General features: G+C 50.2%; 17 protein-coding genes. 1 reads left to right on the top strand and 16 read right to left on the bottom strand.

The features are described from left to right. Positions 1 to 41: 41 nt before the first annotated feature. The 8 genes from frr to DWX00_RS04470 form a co-directional block, all read right to left on the bottom strand. Positions 42 to 560, bottom strand: a complete 519-nt coding sequence (gene frr, locus DWX00_RS04505; RefSeq protein WP_373141022.1) for a ribosome recycling factor — start codon at positions 558 to 560, stop codon at positions 42 to 44. 210 nt (positions 561 to 770) lie between these two features. Further along, positions 771 to 1469, bottom strand: coding sequence for a UMP kinase (gene pyrH, locus DWX00_RS04500; protein WP_022461497.1), 699 nt, complete (start codon positions 1467 to 1469; stop codon positions 771 to 773). Positions 1470 to 1527: 58 nt separating this feature from the next. After that, the gene (locus tag DWX00_RS04495; RefSeq protein WP_118594719.1) at positions 1528 to 1764 is read right to left on the bottom strand and encodes a helix-turn-helix domain-containing protein; all 237 of its coding nucleotides are present in this window, start codon (positions 1762 to 1764) and stop codon (positions 1528 to 1530) included. A gap of 209 nt (positions 1765 to 1973) precedes the next feature. Further along, positions 1974 to 3293, bottom strand: a complete 1320-nt coding sequence (locus DWX00_RS04490; protein WP_117800910.1) for an aspartate kinase — start codon at positions 3291 to 3293, stop codon at positions 1974 to 1976. Between the two features lie 134 nt (positions 3294 to 3427). Continuing rightward, entirely contained in the window at positions 3428 to 4747 is a 1320-nt protein-coding gene (locus DWX00_RS04485; RefSeq protein ID WP_118594786.1) for a glycoside hydrolase family 32 protein, read from the bottom strand. Between the two features lie 117 nt (positions 4748 to 4864). Then, positions 4865 to 5725, bottom strand: a complete 861-nt coding sequence (locus tag DWX00_RS04480) for a carbohydrate ABC transporter permease (RefSeq protein WP_022461494.1) — start codon at positions 5723 to 5725, stop codon at positions 4865 to 4867. Beyond that, the gene (locus DWX00_RS04475; RefSeq protein ID WP_022461493.1) at positions 5725 to 6597 is read right to left on the bottom strand and encodes a carbohydrate ABC transporter permease; all 873 of its coding nucleotides are present in this window, start codon (positions 6595 to 6597) and stop codon (positions 5725 to 5727) included. Before DWX00_RS04475 ends, DWX00_RS04480 begins: the two co-directional genes overlap by 1 nt. Positions 6598 to 6624: 27 nt before the next feature. Further along, a complete protein-coding gene (locus DWX00_RS04470) occupies positions 6625 to 7998 on the bottom strand; it encodes an ABC transporter substrate-binding protein (RefSeq protein ID WP_117760371.1) in 1374 nt (457 codons plus the stop codon). A gap of 312 nt (positions 7999 to 8310) precedes the next feature. On the opposite strand from DWX00_RS04470, the gene DWX00_RS04465 reads away from it, so the two are divergent. Next, positions 8311 to 9339 (top strand): LacI family DNA-binding transcriptional regulator, encoded by a 1029-nt coding sequence (locus DWX00_RS04465; protein WP_117812866.1) that lies wholly within the window; start codon positions 8311 to 8313, stop codon positions 9337 to 9339. A gap of 114 nt (positions 9340 to 9453) precedes the next feature. Here DWX00_RS04465 and DWX00_RS04460 read toward each other — a convergent pair whose 3' ends face one another. The 8 genes from DWX00_RS04460 to DWX00_RS04425 all read right to left on the bottom strand — a co-directional run bounded on the left by DWX00_RS04460 (position 9454) and on the right by DWX00_RS04425 (position 19377). Then, the gene (locus DWX00_RS04460; protein WP_022461490.1) at positions 9454 to 10149 is read right to left on the bottom strand and encodes an L-ribulose-5-phosphate 4-epimerase; all 696 of its coding nucleotides are present in this window, start codon (positions 10147 to 10149) and stop codon (positions 9454 to 9456) included. Between the two features lie 34 nt (positions 10150 to 10183). Further along, a complete protein-coding gene (locus DWX00_RS04455; protein WP_334294923.1) occupies positions 10184 to 11776 on the bottom strand; it encodes a xylulokinase in 1593 nt (530 codons plus the stop codon). Between the two features lie 32 nt (positions 11777 to 11808). Continuing rightward, positions 11809 to 12927 carry a GntR family transcriptional regulator gene (locus tag DWX00_RS04450; protein ID WP_022461488.1) on the bottom strand — a complete coding sequence of 373 codons (1119 nt, stop codon included), beginning with the start codon at positions 12925 to 12927 and terminating at the stop codon, positions 11809 to 11811. A 387-nt stretch (positions 12928 to 13314) separates the two neighbouring features. After that, positions 13315 to 13932 (bottom strand): DUF5662 family protein, encoded by a 618-nt coding sequence (locus DWX00_RS04445; protein WP_227093554.1) that lies wholly within the window; start codon positions 13930 to 13932, stop codon positions 13315 to 13317. Beyond that, a complete protein-coding gene (locus DWX00_RS04440) occupies positions 13910 to 15805 on the bottom strand; it encodes an alpha-amylase family glycosyl hydrolase (protein ID WP_118594717.1) in 1896 nt (631 codons plus the stop codon). The genes DWX00_RS04445 and DWX00_RS04440 overlap by 23 nt, the downstream gene beginning before the upstream one ends. Positions 15806 to 15901: 96 nt before the next feature. Next, complete coding sequence (locus DWX00_RS04435) at positions 15902 to 16657, bottom strand: exodeoxyribonuclease III (RefSeq protein WP_055226476.1); 756 nt, start codon at positions 16655 to 16657, stop codon at positions 15902 to 15904. A gap of 81 nt (positions 16658 to 16738) precedes the next feature. Then, positions 16739 to 18199 carry an aminotransferase class I/II-fold pyridoxal phosphate-dependent enzyme gene (locus tag DWX00_RS04430; RefSeq protein ID WP_158578751.1) on the bottom strand — a complete coding sequence of 487 codons (1461 nt, stop codon included), beginning with the start codon at positions 18197 to 18199 and terminating at the stop codon, positions 16739 to 16741. A 113-nt stretch (positions 18200 to 18312) separates the two neighbouring features. Beyond that, on the bottom strand, positions 18313 to 19377 hold the full coding sequence (locus tag DWX00_RS04425; RefSeq protein ID WP_022461483.1) for a branched-chain amino acid aminotransferase: 1065 nt from the start codon (positions 19375 to 19377) through the stop codon (positions 18313 to 18315). Positions 19378 to 19537: the final 160 nt, after the last annotated feature.

Genomic DNA, 19537 nt, shown 5'->3' with positions numbered 1-19537 from the left:
GGCTGCCTGCAAATGACAGGCAGCCCCTCGTTTTCTTTGTATTACACGGTCATAATTTCTTTGGATTTTACGTCCACCATCTGATCTACTTCTTTGATATATTTGTCTGTTAATTTCTGGGTCTGCTCCTCGAGCTCTTTGATTTCGTCCTCGGAAACGTCCTCTTTGGCAAGTTTCTTGAACGCATCATTGGCATCGCGGCGGATGTTGCGGATGGCTACCTTTGCGCCCTCTGCTTTTTTCTTTACCTCTTTTACCAGCTCTTTACGACGGTCCTCGGTAAGCTCCGGGAATACCAGACGGATGACTCTTCCGTCATCGGACGGGTTGATGCCAAGGTCAGACATCATGATCGCTTTCTCGATCTCTTTTACCAGGGATGCTTCCCACGGCTGGATCTGGATCATACGTGCTTCCGGAACAGAGATGTTTGCCACCTGCTGCAGCGGAGTCGGTGTTCCATAGTAATCTACAGTAATGCGGTCCAGTACGTGCGGGTTTGCACGGCCTGCGCGGATGGTTCCGAATTCGGAATCGAGGCTTGCAATGGATTTGCCCATTTTTACCTCAAACGGTTTTACTCTCTCGTCGATCTGATTTGCCATATTAAATTTGTCCTCCTGCTATCTCTTATACGGTCACAGTTCTGCGAACTGTGACATTCGCAGCTCTCATTTAAAGTTTTGCTTCGCAAAAGGAGAGCTGCTCACACCTGAATCATTTTCTTACGCAGTAAAACAGCAAGTGTTTTACTGCTGAATTTTTATTAATTATACCGTTACTCTTGTGCCGTTAATTTTTCCGTTTGCAGCATTTACAATGCTGTTCTCTTCATTTAAACCAAATACCAGCATCGGCATTTTGTTTTCCTTGCAAAGGATGGATGCGGTCATATCTACCACTTTCAGATCCTTTTCAATGACTTCCTGAATGGAAATCTCGTCAAATTTCTTTGCATCCGGGTTTGTTTTCGGATCGCTGTCGTAGACACCGTCTACTGCTTTTGCAAGCAGAATCTCGTCTGCCTCGATCTCAATCGCGCGAAGTACGGTTGCCGTATCGGTTGAGAAATATGGATGGCCTGTACCGCCGGCAAAGAATACAACCATGTTGTGCTGGAAATATTTGTTTGCACGGTCTTTGGAAAATCCTTTTGTGAACTCTCCGCATGGAAATGGAGTCAGAACTGCGGTCATCATTCCCTGGGAACGGAAGATTTCTGATACATAGATACAGTTCATAACGGTTGCCAGCATACCGATCTGGTCTGCTTTGGTACGGTCGATATTTTCGGAACTGCGTCCTCTCCAGAAGTTTCCTCCTCCGATTACGATGCCGACTTCAATCCCCTGGTCTACCAGAGTTTTTACCTGTTTTGCCACTTTTGTGACGGTCGGCTCGTCAAAACCGGTGTGTTTCTCTCCTGCAAGAGCTTCTCCGCTCAATTTCAGTAATACTCGTCGTTTCATCTTGCATCCTCGTTCCTTTATGATATTTTTTCACAAATGTCTTGCATTTATGAAATGATTATACCATCTGTTCCCAAAAACGACAAGGGCAAAATTCGTTTGTGTTCCGCAGATTGTCTGCCGCTGCGAGAATCCGTCTCCACTGCAGATATTCCGTCGGCGTCCGGTGCAGATACGCTTTGAAAATCCGCTGACATTCCCGTGGAGAGAGGTGAACGCTTGCGGCGATTTCTTTTAAAGTGAGCGGCTCCGTCAGATGGTTTTCCACCCAGGACATCATCTCTTTGATGTGCATTTATACTCTTCGCCCTGTTTCTCGTCCCGTCGATCGGATACCGCGCCGGCTGCTTCTGCGAACCGACGACCTGGATCATCTGTTGTGTGGTAATCTGTATTTTTACATTCACCATTCGAAAAGAATTCCGCGATACGGCGGCATAAAAACCATAAAAAAATCTCTGTCGGAAGTTCAGACTCCTGACAGAGATTTTTTATAGATTCATTTTAGATCTGCGCTACGACAAAGATATCATAAATTGCTTTGATTGCTGTTTCAAAGTCGCGGTTTTCAACGCCAATGATGATGTTGAGCTCGCTGGAACCCTGATCGATCATCTTAACGTTGACGTGTGCATGCGCCAGTGCAGAGAAAATCCTTCCGGCTGTGCCTCTCGTTCTTCTCATGCCGCGGCCTACAACAGCGATCAGCGCCAGATCGGATTCAAGATCAATAGAATCCGGCTGTACGGCACGATGCAGTCCTGCGATAACCTGCTGTTCTTTTGCTGCAAACTCACTCTGATGAACAAATACCGTCATGGTATCGATGCCGGACGGCATATGCTCAAAGGAAAGATTGTTGTCCTCAAAAACACCGAGCACTTTTCTGCCAAAGCCGATCTCGGTATTCATCATGCTCTTCTCAACCGTGATGGATGCAAAGCCTTTCTTTCCGGCGATACCGGTGATGGTGAATTTCGGTTTGCTGCAGGTATTCTCCACGATCATGGTTCCCGGATCCTGCGGTGCGTTGGTGTTCAGCACGTGGATCGGGATTCCCTCCTGACGGAGTGGGAAGATGGAGTCCTCATGAAGGACGGTAGCTCCCATGTAGGAAAGCTCACGCAGCTCACGGTAGGTAATGGTGGAAATGACTTCCGGATCCTTGACGATACGCGGATCGGTTACCAGGAAACCGGAAACATCGGTCCAGTTCTCGTAGATGTCAGCGTGTACGGCCTTTGCCACGATGGAACCAGTGATATCGGATCCGCCGCGGGAGAAGGTTTTTACGCTTCCGTCCGGTTTTGCGCCGTAGAATCCAGGAACGACTGCGTTATCCAGATCTTTTAAACGCTCGGAGAGCACTTCGTCAGTCTTGTCTGCAAGGAAGTTTCCGTTCTCATCGAAGCAGATCACTTCTGCAGAATCAATATACGTATATCCCAGATAATTTGCCATCACGATACCGTTCAGGTACTCTCCGCGGGATGCGGCGTAGTCCTCTCCGGCTGCTGCGGCAAAGTTTTCTGCGATTTTTTCAAATTCCGGGGAAAGATCCAGGCTGAGGTTCAGACCGTCGATGATCTCCTGATATCTCGCTTTGATGTTCTGCAGTTTCTTCTTGAAATCTCTTCCAGCAACTGCAGTGCGATAGCAGTCATACAGCATATCGGTTACTTTCGTATCAGCAGAATTTCGTTTTCCAGGAGCGGAAGGTACCACGTATCTTCTTCCCTCATCTGCGCGGATGATGTCTCCGACCTTCTTAAACTGCTCTGCGCTCGCGAGGGAACTGCCGCCGAATTTTACTACTTTCTTCATAATAATCTCTCCTTGCGTTCTTTTCGGATATCTTTCGAAATCTCGTTTTTCAGCCCGTCACTTTAACGTTAGAAAGCTGTTACGTACTAGATTAGAACAAAATCCCGTATGCGTCAAGAACTTTTTGGGCTGATTTATTCATTCCACAGATAAATTTCCGGTTTTTTCTCCATTTCATAGGAGAATGTCTCTCCAAGCCCGTAAACTGCCTGGCTTAATACGTACTCGCCGTTGTTTGCATAGATTTCGATCATATTCGGATCCACGAAAATCTCAAGAAGATCGCCCTCTTTTAACTGCGGCGTCTCGGCATGAAGCCATCCTTTTGCACCGGATGGATAGACATCCGTGCGGTCTGCGCAGACTTTTCCGCTCTGCCGCCAGATCTTATAGCCGCCGATTTCCAGGCTCTCACCCTCTTTTAATTCGGCGCGGATCATGGCACACTCTCCGCATGCCGAAACGAGGGAATCCGTCTTTTTGCAGAATCCGTCGCGGATGGCAGGCAGAACACGGAAGTAAATATGATCGTTCTGTACATCCACCACACGCGGCAGGCAGAACATGCCTTGCCATATACCATCTACCGGTTCCGGCATCCGAAGCCATGCGATGGAAATCCGGTTTCCGTCCGCATCCGTCATGGTCTGCGGTGCATAGAGGTCACCGCCGCAGTCCAGAAGCTGCCAGTTCTCCGGAAATTTCATTGTGCAGGTTTTTTCATCAAACTCAGGCAGCATACAGATCGCCCGATCCGCATAGCCGTCGGGGTCCTCGATCAGTTCCATCGGGGAGAATACAAAGACGCTGCGTCCGTTTACGTTAAAGAGATCCGGGCACTCCCACATCCAGCCGAGCTTCTGTTTCGTCGTCGCCTGTCCGGCCAGATGCCAGTGGGAAAGATCCTCACTCTTATAGAATAATGCCTCGCCCTTGTGATCCTTCGTCGTGCTTCCAAGCACCATATACCATGCGTCGCTTCCCTTCCAGACTTTCGGGTCACGCGTGTGCGTATTGTCGCCGATTTCCGGATCGGTGAGTGCCGGGATAACAACCTCCTTATCCCCGAAGACATCAAAATGCATACCGTCCTTCGAAGTAAGGTGAAGCTGCGCCGAGGTAAAATCCTGATCAAGGCACTGATGAATATCCTTCGGATTTACCTGATTATAGTGAACACCCGTGTAAAAGAGATGCATCACGCCGTTCTCTTCTACTGCGCTTCCGGAAAAGCAGCCGTTCTGGTCCTCGGAAAGACTCGGGAACAGGGCAACGCCGACATGCTCCCAGTGAATCAGATCCGGACTCACCGCATGGCCCCAGTGCATGGTGCCCCAGCGCGGCGCGTACGGAAAATGCTGATAAAAAAGATGATACTGTCCCTTATAATAAATCATGCCGTTCGGGTCATTCACCCAGTTGCCCGGCGCTTTTACGTGTAATCTGTTTTTCATGTGTTTGATTTCCTTTCTGTCTCTTTCTTGTTGTCTCTGATAAGAAAAGCCGGAAAAAGAAAGCATTTTTAATTCCGCCCTCCTTTGCCCGGCTTGTTCTTGATTTCTATGATTTACTTATTTGACTGCTCCGGCTACGACACCGTTGATGATCTGTTTCTGCAGTGCCACGTACAGAATCAGGATCGGGATGACGCAGAGCAGAAGACCTGCCATGATGGTTCCGTAATCTGCGGAGTAAGTTCCGTAGAAGCTGTAGGTGGAAAGCGGCAGAGTCAGCAGCTTTTTGTCGGTCAGCACCAGGGACGGCAGCAGGAAGTCATTCCAGAATGCCATCGCATTCATGATTACCATGGTGGAAATGATCGGCTTTAACAGCGGGAACACGATGCGGAAGAAGGTCTGGGTGTGGGTACAGCCGTCGATGTAAGCGGCCTCCTCCAGCGCCAGCGGGATACTTCCGCGGATGAATCCGTGGAACATGAACACGGACATCGCCATGGAAAATCCGGTGTGCATGAAGATCAGGGTCAGTCTGTGGTTCAGAATGTTTAAGGTTCCGCCGTATACACTGACAAGCGGGATCATGATTGCCTGGAATGGAATGATCATGGATGCAACCATCAGTGCAAAGATGATATTGGAAAATACGTTGACATTACGCACGATGTAGTAAGCCAGCATAGCTGCGAGTACCGTAACCAGTACGGTTGCTGTTACGGTTACAACCAGAGAGTTCTTGAAGGCATTCAGGAAGTTCATCTGATTGAATGCTTTTACAAAGTTGTCAAACGAAAGACCTTTGATCGTAAACAGCCAGGAGAACGGGCTCTTGATGATATCACGTTTCTGTTTTAAGGAGTTGATGATAACCATGACAAACGGGAACATGAACGCACAGAAAACGATGATCATAAGGAGCATAGCCAGCGCGTCAGTTACTTTTTTCTTTGTTCCGCCAATTTTCTTCTGATTCATTATGCTTCAACCTCCCTCTTCTTGGTGGTGTATACCTGAATACCGCTGATGCAGGCTACAATGATAAACAGGATAAAGGCTTCTGCCTGGCCGACACCGAACTGTCTCGATGTGAATGCTTTCTCATATACGTGCATGGCTGCCATCTCGGTGGTTCCGTACGGAGCACCGCCGGTTAAGGACAGGTTGACATCGTATACCATGAACGCACGGGACAGGGTCAGGAAGAGGCAGATAGTAACGGAGGACATCATCAGCGGAAGGATAATGTTTTTCATTTTTACCCAGCCGGATGCACCGTCGATGCTTGCCGCCTCGAGCACGTCCTCGGAAAGTCCCATAAAGCCGGCGACGTAGATCAGGATCATATAGCCTGCCAGCTGCCATACTGAAACGAGCACCAGCGCTGCAAATGCTTTGTTCGGGGTAGAAAGCCAGGAAATTTCAAACAGGCTCCATCCTGTGGTCTCACCGATGCTGACGAAAACACGGGAGAATACGAACTGCCAGATGTATCCAAGTACGATACCGCCGATCAGGTTCGGGGTGAAAAATCCGGCGCGGAAGAAGTTCTGACCTTTGATGCCGCGGGTCAGAATATAAGCCAGTAAAAAGGCGATCACATTGACGAGAACAACAACCGCAATGACATATTTAAAGGTTAACAGCAGGGATTTCCAGAACTGCGCGTCGCGCATAACGGCTGCGAAGTTGGAAAGTCCTACAAAGTTTTTCACGCTGGAAACACCGTTCCAGTCGGTTAAGGTCAGGTAAATACCGTAGATAAACGGTACCATGACGACTGCCAGGAAGCAGAACAGGCCCGGCAGCGCAAATACACAGAAATCTTTTCCCTTGTTGCTTGATTTCATTTTCGTTCCTCCTTCATATCCTCCGGCTTACTGCTCATCCCAGTATGCCTGGATGGAATCTATCAGTTCCTCGCGGTCACTTCTTCCGGCCAGATATTTCTGCATTGCCGCACCAAGGACAGACCAGTGATCGTTCGGCACGATCGCAGATGCGTTGAATGCTCCGCCGTTCTGTACTTTTTCGTAAATGTCGCGGCTTAACGGATCGCTTGGCTCGTTCGGGTTGTTTTTAAACGGAGGGATCAGGCTGCAGGTCTTTACAACCATCTGCTGTCCGATCTCACTGTAAACCAGCCAGTTCAGGAACTCTTTTGCTGCTGCTTTCTGCTCGTCGGTAGCCACGATATCATCCAGCATGATCTGTTTGGACGGGGATGCCTGGATTTTGCTGTTGACGAAGTCGTCCGGATCATTGTTCAGGAAGTATGGAAGGAAACCGTACTCGTCGGTCGTCTCGGCTCCTGCCTCCTCAAGGTTCGGCCATGCCCAGTTTCCGTTGAACCAGAAAGCGGTTTTTCCGTCTGCCAGGTCAATTGCCATCTCATCGTAATCTGCGCCGAGTGGATCGCCCTTTGCTACGTTGTACTCTTTTAACAGGTCAAAGGTATTCAGGAACTCGTTCATGCGGGTGTAGTCCGGCAGATATAAGGTTCCGTCCTTCAGCTCGTTGATGACTTCTGCTGCACCGTCGGAGGTTCCGTTGTATGTCTCGTAGATGTACTGCAGCTGGTGTGCTCCAAGGGACCAGTCTTCTTTTGCCATGGAGATCGGATTCTTCATTCCGTTGTCCCGCAGGCTCTGGAGAAGTGCTGCGAAATCGTCCTGGGTTTTGATATCGGATGGATCGAACTCGGTACCTAAGGTATCTTCAATCACGCTCTTGTTGTAGATAATACCGCGGCCCTCGATACAAAGCGGGAAGCTGTAAACCTTTCCGTTGATTTTGGTCAGGTACTCTTCTGCCTCGCCGGTCCATGCTTCATTGCTTAAGTCGGCTGCTTTTTCTTCTGCCAGTGCAATGACATCGGTCGTATCCAGAATGGAAAGTGTCGGCGGGTTTCCGGAGTTGTAGAGGCTGACTACTTTGGTATAAGGAGAATCGCCGTCCGTTACCGGCATGATCTCAATATGTACGCCTGCTTTCTCCTCGAACACTTTTGCAATCTCTTCCAGTGCTGTCTGGATTTCTGCTTTTGTGTTCATGATGACGATACTCGTTCCGGAAAGCGACGTATCGTACTGGAAGGTATCGGTGGTCATGTCGATCGGCACTTCTTCTTTTACTGCGTTCGGGTCATCCGGATCGCTTGCGAAGCCGAAGGTGCATCCGGTCAGTGCAGAAGTAAGAAGCACGCCAGACATTCCAAGAGCTGCCGCCCTGGCACTAAATTTCTTTCTCATCACAATTCCTCCTGTTATCTCTGGACAGCTGGTCCTGTCCTTCGTTTTGTGTAACCGGTCAAGTAACCGGTTACTTTCATTGTCTTTATCATAGCATTGACAGTGGGTTTCGTCAATATTTTCTTTACTTTTCGTGATTTTCCATAATTTTGTTTTTGGCTTTTGTGGAACTTTTACAAAACCGGTTACTTAACCGATTCCCGCTTGTTCCGGCGGGCGAGAAATGTTATACTATCTTCATATATTATTTGTTTTTTTCTGAAAGCTTACATGATTCACGCAACACTTTTGAAGGGAAGGACACTTGAACTTATGGCACGAAAAAAAAATGTAACCTTTAATGATATTGCACAGTACACGCATTTTTCCAAAACAACCATTTCCCGGTATTTCAACAACCCGGATTCCCTGACACCGGAAAATCAGCAGATCATTTCCGATGCACTGGATAAACTGAACTATAAAGAAAACAAAGTGGCAAAAATTCTCGCGAACGGACAGACCGAATTTGTCGGCGTCCTGATCCCGAGTCTCTCCATGAACTACTATTCCGAGATGCTGAATCAGATTCTTGCTTCTTATGAGAAATATGGCTATAAATTCCTCGTCTTCGCCGGAAACGGCCACGACGAGACGGAGCACCGCTACATTCAGGAGCTGATGTCGTACAAAATCGAGGGCCTCATCGTCCTCTCCCATACACTCTCCTCCCGCGAACTCTCCGATCTGCAGATCCCGGTCGTTGCAATTGAGCGCGAAGACCAGTTCGTCAGCAGTGTCAATACAGACAACTACCTCGGCGCGTACGAAGCGACTTCGCTTCTGATTCATAACCACTGTGATGTCCTGATTCATCTGAACTCACCGACCAAAGAAAATGTTCCTGCCTACCGCCGTCTCGCCGGTTTCCAGGATGCCTGTATAAAGGCCGGTGTACCGCACAAGGTTATCATTCGGGATTTTGGACTCTCCTATCAGGAAGCCGCAGCACCGCTGCAGGAAATCTTTGACAACATCGAACAAAAATATGCCGGTCAGAAAAAGGGCATCTTCCTCTCCAACGATGATCATGCCAATATTCTTTTAAATCTTCTGATCCGCAAGTACCATACCCTGCCGAACGATTACGAACTCATCGGCTTCGACGGTGCGCCGATTTCCGAGCAGGCTATCTATCCGATCAGCACTGTCGGCCAGCAGATTGACCAGATTGCAGACGAGGCTGTTTCCCTTCTGGTCTCCCAGATGCAGGAACGGAAAAAACGCCACCCGGTGCCGCTTGCCGAGCCGGTTCACAAGACCGTTCCGCCGCTTCTGATCCGGCGTCAGACGACCACTTGATTTTAAAAGCAGATTTCTATCATAAAAATGTTTTTATCAAAAAAGTGTCATCCACCTGCGGGCTGTGTGCCCTGCAGCTTGTGGATGACACTTTTCTTATCTTCTTACTCTTTTTTAGTTCTGTCCGTAATAAGCATTTGCACCATGCTTACGGTAATAGTGTTTATCCTGCAGCTCCTGCGGTGCCGGCTGGATTCTCGGGTTGATGGTCTCGGCACGGTATGCCATTTTGGCAACCTCTTCGAGGACAACAGCATTGTGAACAGCCTCATGCGCATCTTTGCCCCAGGTGAACGGTCCGTGGTTCTTGCAAAGAACGGCCGGAACGGCTTTTACATCTTTTCCCATCCGTTTGAACTCATTGACGATCAGATGGCCGGTGTTTTCCTCGTATGCCTCGTCAATCTCTTCTTTTGTCAGGCAGCGCAGGCACGGTACTTCACCGTAGATGTAGTCTGCATGGGTTGTTCCGTAGCACGGAATGCTTCTTCCCGCCTGTGCCCAGCTTGTCGCATAGGAGGAATGGGTGTGAACAATGCCGCCGATCTCCGGAAATGCTTTGTACAGCTCCAGATGGGTCGGGGTGTCAGAAGACGGACGGTAGCGTCCTTCTACTTTGTTTCCGTTCAGATCCATGACAACCATATCGTCCGGTGTCAGCAGGTCGTAATCCACGCCGCTTGGTTTGATGACGAACAGACCGCTTTCCCGGTCAATCTCGCTGACATTTCCCCAGGTAAAGGTAACCAGTCCGTATTTTGGAAGAAGCATGTTGGCTTCGTATACTCTTTTTTTCAGTTCTTCTAACATTGTGTTGTCCTTTCTGTCTTTCCCAAACGATGGTTCATTTTAAGCTCTCTACTGCTGCACGCTCAATCGGCAGGCCTTTTTTGTAGCGCTCGGTGAATACTTCAAATCCAGCGACGTCTGCCGGGTCCGGATCCATCTTGGTTCCGGCATTTCCTGCGAAGACTTTTGCATCGAGGTAATCCTCGAGTGTTTCATTCTCTTCTTTGTTGATCATATAAGAAGCCAGCAGTGCGATGCCCCAGGCTCCGCCCTCTCCTGCTGTCTCCATGACGGAAACCGGTGCGTCGATGGCACCTGCGAGGATCTTCTGGCCGACACCTTTTGTCTTGAAGAGACCGCCGTGGCCGAGAATCTGGTCGACCTGCACATGCTCCTCTTTCATCAGGATATCAAGGCCGACTTTCAAGGCGCCAAGGGAAGTAAACAGGTTGACTCTCATAAAGTTTGCCAGATTGAATTTCGCATCCGGAGTACGTGCGAAGACAGGACGGCCCTCGTTGAAGCCGGTTACGTGCTCGCCGGAGAAGTAGTTGTAGGCAAGGAGTCCGCCGCAGTCTGCGTCGCCCTCCAGGGCTTTGTTGTACAGCTTGCCGAACAGATCATTCGTGCTGATTTCCATGCCGAAGGTCTGCGCAAATTCACGGAAGAGATTGACCCATGCATTCAGATCAGAAGTACAGTTCTGGCAGTGCACCATGGCAACCGGATGACCGGACGGGGTTGTTACCATATCGATCTCCGGGTATACTTTGGAGAGGTTCTTCTCCAGAACGATCATAGCAAAAACGGAAGTTCCGGCAGACACGTTTCCGGTTCTGACGCGGACGCTGTTTGTTGCTGCCATACCTGTTCCGGCATCTCCCTCCGGCGGGCAGAGCGGAATGCCTGCTTCCAGATTTCCGGACATGTCGAGAAGTGCGGCACCTTCTTTTGTCAGAACACCGGCATTGTCACCTGCGGTCAGAACGTGCGGCAGAACATCGAGTGCTTTCCATGAATATGCTTTGTCTGCGACTGCCTCGTCAAATTTGGCGATCATGTCGGCAAAGTAAGTGTTGGTTTCAGAATCGATTGGAAAGATTCCAGATGCCTCGCCGATACCAACGACACGCTCGCCGGTCATTTTCCACTGAATGTATCCGGCAAGGGTTGTCACATAGTCGATATCTGCCACATGCGGCTCACCGTTTAAGATTGCCTGATACAGATGGGCGATAGTCCATCTCTGCGGGATGTGGAATCCGAAAAGATCGGTCAGCTTCTCGCTTGCTTCTTCTGTGATATTGTTTCTCCAGGTGCGGAACGGCACGAGGAGGTTTCCTGCTTTGTCAAATGCCATATAGCCGTGCATCATGGCACTGAAGCCGATGGCTCCGACGCGGGTCAGGGTGATGTCGTATTTTTCTTTGACATCAGCTGCCATTTTGGTATAGGCATCCTGCAGGCCCGTCCAGATGTCCTCAAGGGTGTAGGTCCACACGCCGTTGTCGTAGCGGTTTTCCCACTCGTGATCTCCGGATGCGATCGGGGCGTTGTCTACGCCGATCAGGACGGCTTTGATTCTGGTTGAGCCGAACTCAATGCCAAGTGCTGTTTTCTGTTCGAGGATTGCTGTTTTTGCATCCATTCCCATTGTTTTTTCCTCCCTTGGGTTCTTTTCTATTTTTTCGTCTCTGTTGACAGATTTTTTCCTGCAGTGGATTCTCTTACGATGAGTTCCGGGGAAATCAGGCGTTTAACGCTGCTTTCTTCTTCCGGGACTTTTCTGATTTTTTCGAGAATGAGCTCTGCTGCCATCTCACCGAGTTTTTCCTGCGGATGGGCAATGGTCGTGATCCCGATCGGACTGCTCTGGCCGATCAGCGAGTTGTCGTATCCGGTGACGGCGATGTCTTCCGGCACGGAGATTCCCTTTTCTTCCAGCATGGAGATGACGGCGAGCGCGATCTGGTCGTTGTAGCAAACGGCGGCATCGACGGACTTTTTGCTGTCGAGCAGCATGGAAAGCATCAGGGACGGTTTGGTTTTCCGGTCTTCGGTGTGAAACCAGATGACGTTTTCGGGATCATACAGGATTCCGCTTTCCTGCAGCGCCTGCACGTAGCCTTTATGGCGCTGGGCGCCCTGGCTGTCGTCGGCCTTGAAGATGCCGATGATGTTTCGTCGGCCGGTCTCTAAAAGGTGCCGGGTCAGCAGATAGCCGCCTTTGCAGTCATCCATCAGAATGCAGGGCTTGTCTGCCATCTGGGGGTAGCAGCCCTGGATGAAGACATACGGGATCTGGTACTTGTCCAGCATTTCGTACAAGTTGATGTGGCGGCAGAGGATCTGGCTTTTGCTCGGCTCGATGATGAGGCCGTCGATGGGCTTGTCGAGGAGTTCTTTTAAGACTTTTTCTTCTTTGGAGCGGCTGTTACAGGTGTTCTTTAAGATAATGCTGTAGCCGTTTTCGCTCAGCACTCGATCCATTCCCTGGATGAGGCGGGGGAAGATGTAGTCGGACAGGTAGGTGGTGGTGACGGCGATGTTTTTTGAATTATGACGCTGGATTACGCGCTCGGAGCAGAAGGTTCCTTTGCCGTGCCGGGCGGTGATGTAGCCTTCATTTTCGAGAAGAGCGAGGGCCTTTCGGACAGTGTGGCGTGAGAGGGCGTATTCCCGGGTCAGTTCGTTTTCGGAGGGAAGCTTCTGGCCGGGTTTTATGGTTCCGGAGAGAATCTGCTCTTTTAGGGCTTCCATCAGGGTGTAGTATTTGGCTTTGCCGGTGGTTGGTTCCATGTGATTGGTGATTCCCCTTTCTGGAATTTATAATACAACTTGTACGGTTGTTGTGACAAGTTGTATTTTTGTTGTGGGGAAGGAACGCTCAGGAGTATCGGGTGTCCGGGGTGTGGCTGTTTCGGAGGCTAGGAACTCTAAGGGTGTGAAAATTTGCTAAAAACATTCCCCCAAATCAAAAACTCGCATACGCTCAGACAGTTTGATTTGGGGGAATAACGCAAATTTCCACGCCCTAAGGGTTCCTACGCCTCCTGCAAATGCCACGCCCCGGACACCCGATGCTCCTGAGCTGACTTTGACCCCGTAAATGGAGGGAAGCGGTCCTGCGGTGGCTTCCCTTGGTTCACCAATAGAGTAAATGGGCGGGCGGGTGGGTCCAATACCTTAATGAGTGGACGGGGACACTTTCTTGCGGATGGCCTCTTCGTAGACGGTGTATTCTTGAGGACAGTGCATTCGCGGGACGGGGTCACCTTTTAGAAAGTGGTAGCGGATGTAATAGAGGGTATCGTCTTCGCCGCGTTCCGAGAGCATGCGCAGCAGAAATTCGAGCTGCGAGAGTGTCTCGGGATGGACGAACCAGAGGTGGCCGATTCCTTTTTTGAGATACTGGTACGGCGCCTGATCGGTATAAGCGTCTCCGAGGTAGACGCGGGACGCGCTGATGCGGTCCATAATCATCTCGGCGACGTAGCGGCGCGGCATTGGGACGCCTTTGATGATGGTGTCACAATTGATACCGTAATCAATCCAGTATTCAAAATGATGTTTGTTGCGCCCTTTATGGTGCATCCAGGATTTTGACATGCCGGTGTCTTCGCGCTCGGCGTTATTGGGACTCCGGTCGCCCTGATAGTATTTCATGCCGACCAGAAATTCCGTCGGCGAATATTTCGAGAGGTCGTGGGTCAGTCCCTGCCAGTACAGTCCTATTTTGAAGCAGTACCGCATGACCCACATTTTGTGTGTGGTAATGGTTTTAAAGTGCTGCCATGCTTTCATCATTCTGTCTCTTCTCCTGCTTTCCTGTTAAAATTATGATACTGCGCGGCGGCACGATGACCGTTTTTGCGCTGACTTTTTTCTGATTTTCTTCTGTCAGGAATACTTCCGGTGTGTTGGTGTCGGCCGTCAGATACCAGACCTTCTGTTCCGGGAGGGACGGCAGTGCCAGCTCATGCGGATTCCAGTGCATGTTGTAGGCAATATAGAGGTCGTCGTCCTTGTTTCCGTCTTTATCCTGGAAATAGCTTCCGCAGTACATGACGCCGATAAAACGGCATGTGTTTTCCATCTGGGAGAACCAGGCTCTCTGGCTGTGGAAGGACATATCCGGGCAGCCGTAGGATTTGTAGTCGATGAGGCGCGGCTCGCGTTCGCCGTGCAGCGCCGGATGCGCTTTCCGGAAGGCGATTGCTGCTTTTACAAAGGCGGCAAACTCCGGATTCCGGGCGGCTGCTTTCCAGTCGATCCAGCCGGTTTTGTTGTCCTGGCACCAGGCGTTGTTGTTGCCCTTCTGGCTGTTGCCGAATTCATCGCCGCCGTAAATCAGCGGTGTTCCCTGGCTTGTCATCAGCATGAGAACGGCATTTTTCAGCTGGCGGAGACGCAGCGCGCGCACAGCCGGTTTCCGGGTCACGCCTTCTGCGCCGCAATTCCAGGTCAGGTTTTCGTTGGAACCATCCATATTGTCTTCGCCGTTGTCCAGATTGTGTTTCTGTTCGTAGGAAACGCTGTCATACAGGGTAAAACCGTCGTGATCCGCAAGATAATTGATCACACCGTGTGTCTCCGGGCTTCTTCTCAGATAATAGGTGAAGTCGGAAAGGCTGCCCTCATCGCCTTTTAAGAAGCGGCGGATATGGTACTGGTAGCCCTGATTGTGTTCCCCTAAATTCCGGAACCACGGGCGTTTTCCCTGATAGATCCGTGCGCCGTCAAAACCGAGGAAAATCAGTTTCGTCTTCCGAAGGAGTGCATCTTTGGACGCTTCTTCTGCCAGCGATGCATCGCCGACCAGATGGAAACCGTCGATCTGATAGCGGAGCTGCCAGTGGTGCAGAACCTGCAGGACAAAACCAGAAGGCGTTCCCGGGGCAAAACAGAATTCCATCAAGCATTCGATACCATTCTCATGCAGGGCATCGACCATCTCTGCGAACTCTGCGACGGCATCTGCGGATGCAGCATACGAAGCTTTCGGAGCAAAATACAGGGCCTTTGTGCCGTATCCCCAATAATTCACGCGCTTCTCTTCCGCCGGCGCCGGATATACATAGGCCGGCTCCGTAAGGGAGGTCCACTCAAAAAACTCGTAGGACGGCATCAGCTCTACTGCATTGATACCGAGTTCTTTTAAGTATGGAATTTTTTCGATCACGCCGCGGAACGTTCCCTTGTTCTTTACACGGGAGCTTCCGTCTTTGGTGAAGCCGCGCACATGGAGCTTATACAAAATCGTCTCCTCATACGGCCGGTGCAGTGAGGTGGTGCGCATTACCGGGTACTCCGGGAGAAGGCAGCAGCAGGCGCCCTCTTCTTTTTCCATCGGTGCACCGAAGGTTTCTCTTCCTTCTACTGCTCCCGCATACGGATCCAAGCAGAAAGCTTCGTCCATCCGGTAGGCATACGAAAACTTTCCTACCGTCAGGCCTGTGATTTCCACGGAACTGATCACGCCAGTGCGCTCCTCTTCCGGAAGCGGCACGGTAAGAAACGGTTTCTGGTGACCTTTCCGGTACAGCAGAAGCTCTGCTTTTTTTCCATCCGATACTTCTACGGCAAAATTGTATCCGTCTTTCGTCGCCGATGCGCCCATTTTCTCCGGATTTCCCGGTAAAATTCGATATTTTCCTCTGTTTTTTGTCTGTATCATAATTCCCGCCCTTATTTTTTATAATTTGTTGCAATTGTCATACTATTAATGTAAATCATTTGAATAAAATTGTCAATTGACCAATGTTACCAATTGTTATACCTCTAAATCCAGTTCCACCGGGCAATGGTCGGAACCGAGGATTTCGGTATGGATTTTGGCATCTGCAACTGCATCTTTTAAGGACTCTGATACCATAAAGTAATCAAGCCGCCATCCTGCATTCCGCTGGCGTGCCTGGAAGCGGTATGACCACCAGGAATACGTCACGGTGTCCGGATACAGCATACGGAAGGAATCAACAAAGCCTTTTTCTTTGATCACGGCAAATTTTTCGCGCTCCTCTTTCGTAAAGCCGGCGTTTTTCTCATTTGCCTTTGCATTTTTGATATCCATCTCGGTCGCTGCGACGTTCAGATCTCCGCAGAAAATCACCGGTTTTTCCTGCTCCAGTCCTTTTAAGTAAGAAAGAAACGCATCCTCCCACTCCATCCGGTAGGCAAGGCGTTTTAATTCATCCTGCGAATTCGGTGTGTAGACGGTTACAACAAAGTATTCCGGAAACTCTGCCGTAATCACACGGCCTTCCGTATCATGTTCTTCGATTCCGATACCATAGCGAACAGAAATCGGCTCCTCTTTGGTAAACAGGGCCGTACCGGAATATCCTTTCTTTTCCGCATAATTCCAATACTGATGATAGCCGGGCAGCTCGAGGTCGATCTGTCCTTCCTGCAGCTTTGTCTCCTGCAGGCAGAAAATATCGGCATCTGCCGCCTCAAAGTATTCCTGAAAGCCTTTCTTCATGCAGGCTCTCAGTCCATTTACGTTCCAGGATATCATTTTTTTCATACGCAATTCATCTCCTTTTCCTGACAGTCTGTTCTCTGCGGTTTCTGTTGCAAAACGCCGGGAACCGACTTCCGTTTTCTTTTATTCCTCTTTCAGAACATACAGCACTTCCAGCGACGCATCCGACGGTCCGTGAAATTCGCAGCCGTCTGCTTTATACTGGCGCATCAGTTCCAACATTTCTCTGCTGTACCGCTCGCCCGGGCAGATGAGCGGGATTCCCGGCGGATATGGGGCTGCCATCTCGGCTGCAATTCGTCCTTCCGCTTCTGCAAACGGAACGGCTTCCTTCTCCGCAAAATATGCCTCGCGCGGTGTCTTTACCATCTCCGGCAGGCTGCGGAACAGCCACTGCTTTTCTGTAAACTTCGTCCGCCCCGCCGTTTTCCCGCTCTCTGCTGCCGAAATTCCTGCCAGCGCATCGATCAGCCGTGTGATATCTTCCTCGCTGTTTGCCCAGGTAATAACGCAGACCACGTTCTCCTCGTCGGCAAGCTCTGTACTAACGCGGTATTCCTCGTACAGACGCACCTGCAGATCGTAACCGGAAATACCAAGTTCTCTTGCCGAGAATACAAGACGCGTCGGATCGATCTTCCATACGCCGCACGTTCCTTCCATCTCGGTCCCAAGAACTTCGATTCCTTTGATCTTTGTAAGCTCCTGCCGCGCCCTCTGGCCGAGTTCCAGCGCGCGTTCCATTCGCTCTTTTCCGTGCAGCGCCATCCCGCGCCGCGCCGCATCGAGGGATGCCATCAGAAGGTAGGACGGCGATGTACTCTGTACCATCTGCAGATTGGCGGCCACTCTTGCCTCATCGAGACGGCCAGAACCGAGTGATAAGAAGGAGCTCTGTGTAAAGGAACCCGCCGTTTTGTGGATACTCTGCGCGCAGGCATCCGCACCACTTTCCAGTGCGCCGAGAGGAAGCTGTTCGGAAAAATAGAGGTGCGATCCATGTGCTTCATCGACAAGAAGCGCTGCGTTGTGGCAGTGACAGATTTCTGCGATCGCCTGCAGATCACTGCAAAGACCGTAGTACGTCGGGCTGACCAGCAGTACGGCTTTCGCATCCGGCGTTTCGGCAAACGCTTTTTCGATGGTTTCCGGCGTCACGCCGCCCCACATCTGCCATTTTGTGCTGTACTCCGGCATCACATAAACCGGTGTGGCTCCGCATAAAATCAGTCCCATCAGCACCGATTTGTGCACGTTCCGCGGGACAATGATTTTTTCGCCCTCTTTCACAGAGGAAAGCACCATCGCCTCGTTGCCGCATGTCGTACCGTTGACGAGAAAGAACGTTTTTTTTGCCTTCCACGTTTCTGCCGCCAGACGCTGCGCCTCCGCGATCACGCCCTCCGCATGGTGAAGATCGTCGAGGCCTTCTGCCTCCGAGAGGTCATACGCTGCAAGCGATGCTCCGTTTAGCGCCTCATCCAGCCCCCGCTCAAACCGGTGTCCCGGGATGCGGAAATACGCCGGCGCTTCCTCCCTGAACTGTTGTAACGCCTCCACAAGAGGCATTCGATTCTGATCCATTCTGTTTTGTTTCCTTTCCAATGGTTTCTCCATCTTTTTCTGAAACGAAAGAATCCTCCCCGCACCGCCGTGCGGGAAGGACCCCTTATTCGCATTTTTCTGTTTATTATGGTTTATTCTACCGGAGTAGTCCAGCCATATTTGTCTTCCAGCTTGCCCCACTGGATACCGGTCAGGGTATCGTACAGTTTCTGGGTCAGCTCACCGATCTTGAAATCGTTGACGATAACGGAATCGTCTTTGTATACGAACTCGCCGACTGGAGATACAACAGCTGCTGTACCGGTACCGAATGCCTCTTCCAGTGTGCCGTCATGGCCTGCTTTCATCAGGTCGTCGATGGACAGATGGGTCTCGTTTACTTTGTAGCCCCAGTCACGCAGGATGTGGATCAGGGAATCACGGGTTACGCCCGGAAGTACGGTTCCTTCCAGTGGTGCGGTGTAGATTTCGCCGGCGATCTTGAACATGATGTTCATAGTTCCAACTTCCTCTACATATTTACGATGTACGCCGTCCAGCCACAGAACCTGGGTGCATCCCATCTTCTCTGCTTTTACCTGGCCTGCGATGGAGCTTGCATAGTTACCGCCGCATTTTGTGAAGCCTGTGCCGCCTTTGACTGCACGGACATATTCATCCTCAACCAGGATCTTAACCGGGTTGATGCCCTCTGCATAGTATGCTCCAACCGGAGTGGTGATGATAACGAATTTGTAGGATTTTGCCATATGTACGCCAAGGCTTGCCTCAGTAGCGAACATGAACGGACGGATGTAAAGAGATGTACCTGGCTCAGACGGTACCCAGTCTTCCTGTGCTTTAACCAGTGCTTTGACAGCTTCTACAAACATCTCCTCCGGTACACCCGGCATGCAGAGTCTTTCGTTGGATTTGATCATACGGCGTGCGTTCATTTCCGGACGGAACAGCTGGATTTTTCCTTCTGCTGTTCTGTATGCTTTCATACCCTCGAAAGTTTCCTGTGCATAGTGAAGTACCATGGTTGCCGGATCCATCGGGATTCCGCCGTACGGTACGATTGCTGCGTCATGCCATCCCTGCTCTTTATCCCAGTCCATGACAAACATATAGTCTGTAAAGTGTTTTCCGAATCCAAGGTTTTTCTGATCCGGTTTTTCCTGTAAATGCTCTCTTTTTTCAAATCTGATATCCATTTTTTGCCTCCCCGGCAGTTGAGGATAAGTTTGTTCAGCTGCCTGTATATTTAGATTCAATAGTGATAGTATAAGGCTGTACCTGAAAACAGTCAAGAGAAAATACGACTAAATTTTCATTTTTTCTTTCTTATTTATTGTATCTTTTCCGTATTTTCCT

The sequence above is a fragment of the Blautia sp. AF17-9LB genome (genome assembly GCF_003479185.1).
Classification (GTDB): Bacteria; Bacillota; Clostridia; order Lachnospirales; family Lachnospiraceae; genus Fusicatenibacter; species Fusicatenibacter saccharivorans.
Note: the sequence above shows the minus strand (reverse complement) of the source record. Positions and strands in the feature narration are given on the sequence as shown.

Bases quoted from the DNA above. Each gene is read 5' to 3' on its own strand.
- frr (WP_373141022.1), bottom strand. From the start codon at position 560: ATGGGCAAATCCATTGCAAGCCTCGATTCCGAATTCGGAACCATCCGC.
- DWX00_RS04430 (WP_158578751.1), bottom strand. From the start codon at position 18,199: ATGGATCAGAATCGAATGCCTCTTGTGGAGGCGTTACAACAGTTCAGG.
- DWX00_RS04480 (WP_022461494.1), bottom strand. From the start codon at position 5,725: ATGAATCAGAAGAAAATTGGCGGAACAAAGAAAAAAGTAACTGACGCG.
- DWX00_RS04450 (WP_022461488.1), bottom strand. From the start codon at position 12,927: ATGGAACCAACCACCGGCAAAGCCAAATACTACACCCTGATGGAAGCC.
- DWX00_RS04490 (WP_117800910.1), bottom strand. From the start codon at position 3,293: ATGAAGAAAGTAGTAAAATTCGGCGGCAGTTCCCTCGCGAGCGCAGAG.
- DWX00_RS04440 (WP_118594717.1), bottom strand. From the start codon at position 15,805: ATGATACAGACAAAAAACAGAGGAAAATATCGAATTTTACCGGGAAAT.
- DWX00_RS04465 (WP_117812866.1), top strand. From the start codon at position 8,311: ATGGCACGAAAAAAAAATGTAACCTTTAATGATATTGCACAGTACACG.
- DWX00_RS04455 (WP_334294923.1), bottom strand. From the start codon at position 11,776: ATGGATGCAAAAACAGCAATCCTCGAACAGAAAACAGCACTTGGCATT.
- DWX00_RS04460 (WP_022461490.1), bottom strand. From the start codon at position 10,149: ATGTTAGAAGAACTGAAAAAAAGAGTATACGAAGCCAACATGCTTCTT.
- DWX00_RS04425 (WP_022461483.1), bottom strand. From the start codon at position 19,377: ATGGATATCAGATTTGAAAAAAGAGAGCATTTACAGGAAAAACCGGAT.
- DWX00_RS04495 (WP_118594719.1), bottom strand. From the start codon at position 1,764: ATGCACATCAAAGAGATGATGTCCTGGGTGGAAAACCATCTGACGGAG.
- DWX00_RS04475 (WP_022461493.1), bottom strand. From the start codon at position 6,597: ATGAAATCAAGCAACAAGGGAAAAGATTTCTGTGTATTTGCGCTGCCG.
- DWX00_RS04445 (WP_227093554.1), bottom strand. From the start codon at position 13,932: ATGAAAGCATGGCAGCACTTTAAAACCATTACCACACACAAAATGTGG.
- DWX00_RS04435 (WP_055226476.1), bottom strand. From the start codon at position 16,657: ATGAAAAAAATGATATCCTGGAACGTAAATGGACTGAGAGCCTGCATG.
- pyrH (WP_022461497.1), bottom strand. From the start codon at position 1,469: ATGAAACGACGAGTATTACTGAAATTGAGCGGAGAAGCTCTTGCAGGA.
- DWX00_RS04485 (WP_118594786.1), bottom strand. From the start codon at position 4,747: ATGAAAAACAGATTACACGTAAAAGCGCCGGGCAACTGGGTGAATGAC.
- DWX00_RS04470 (WP_117760371.1), bottom strand. From the start codon at position 7,998: ATGAGAAAGAAATTTAGTGCCAGGGCGGCAGCTCTTGGAATGTCTGGC.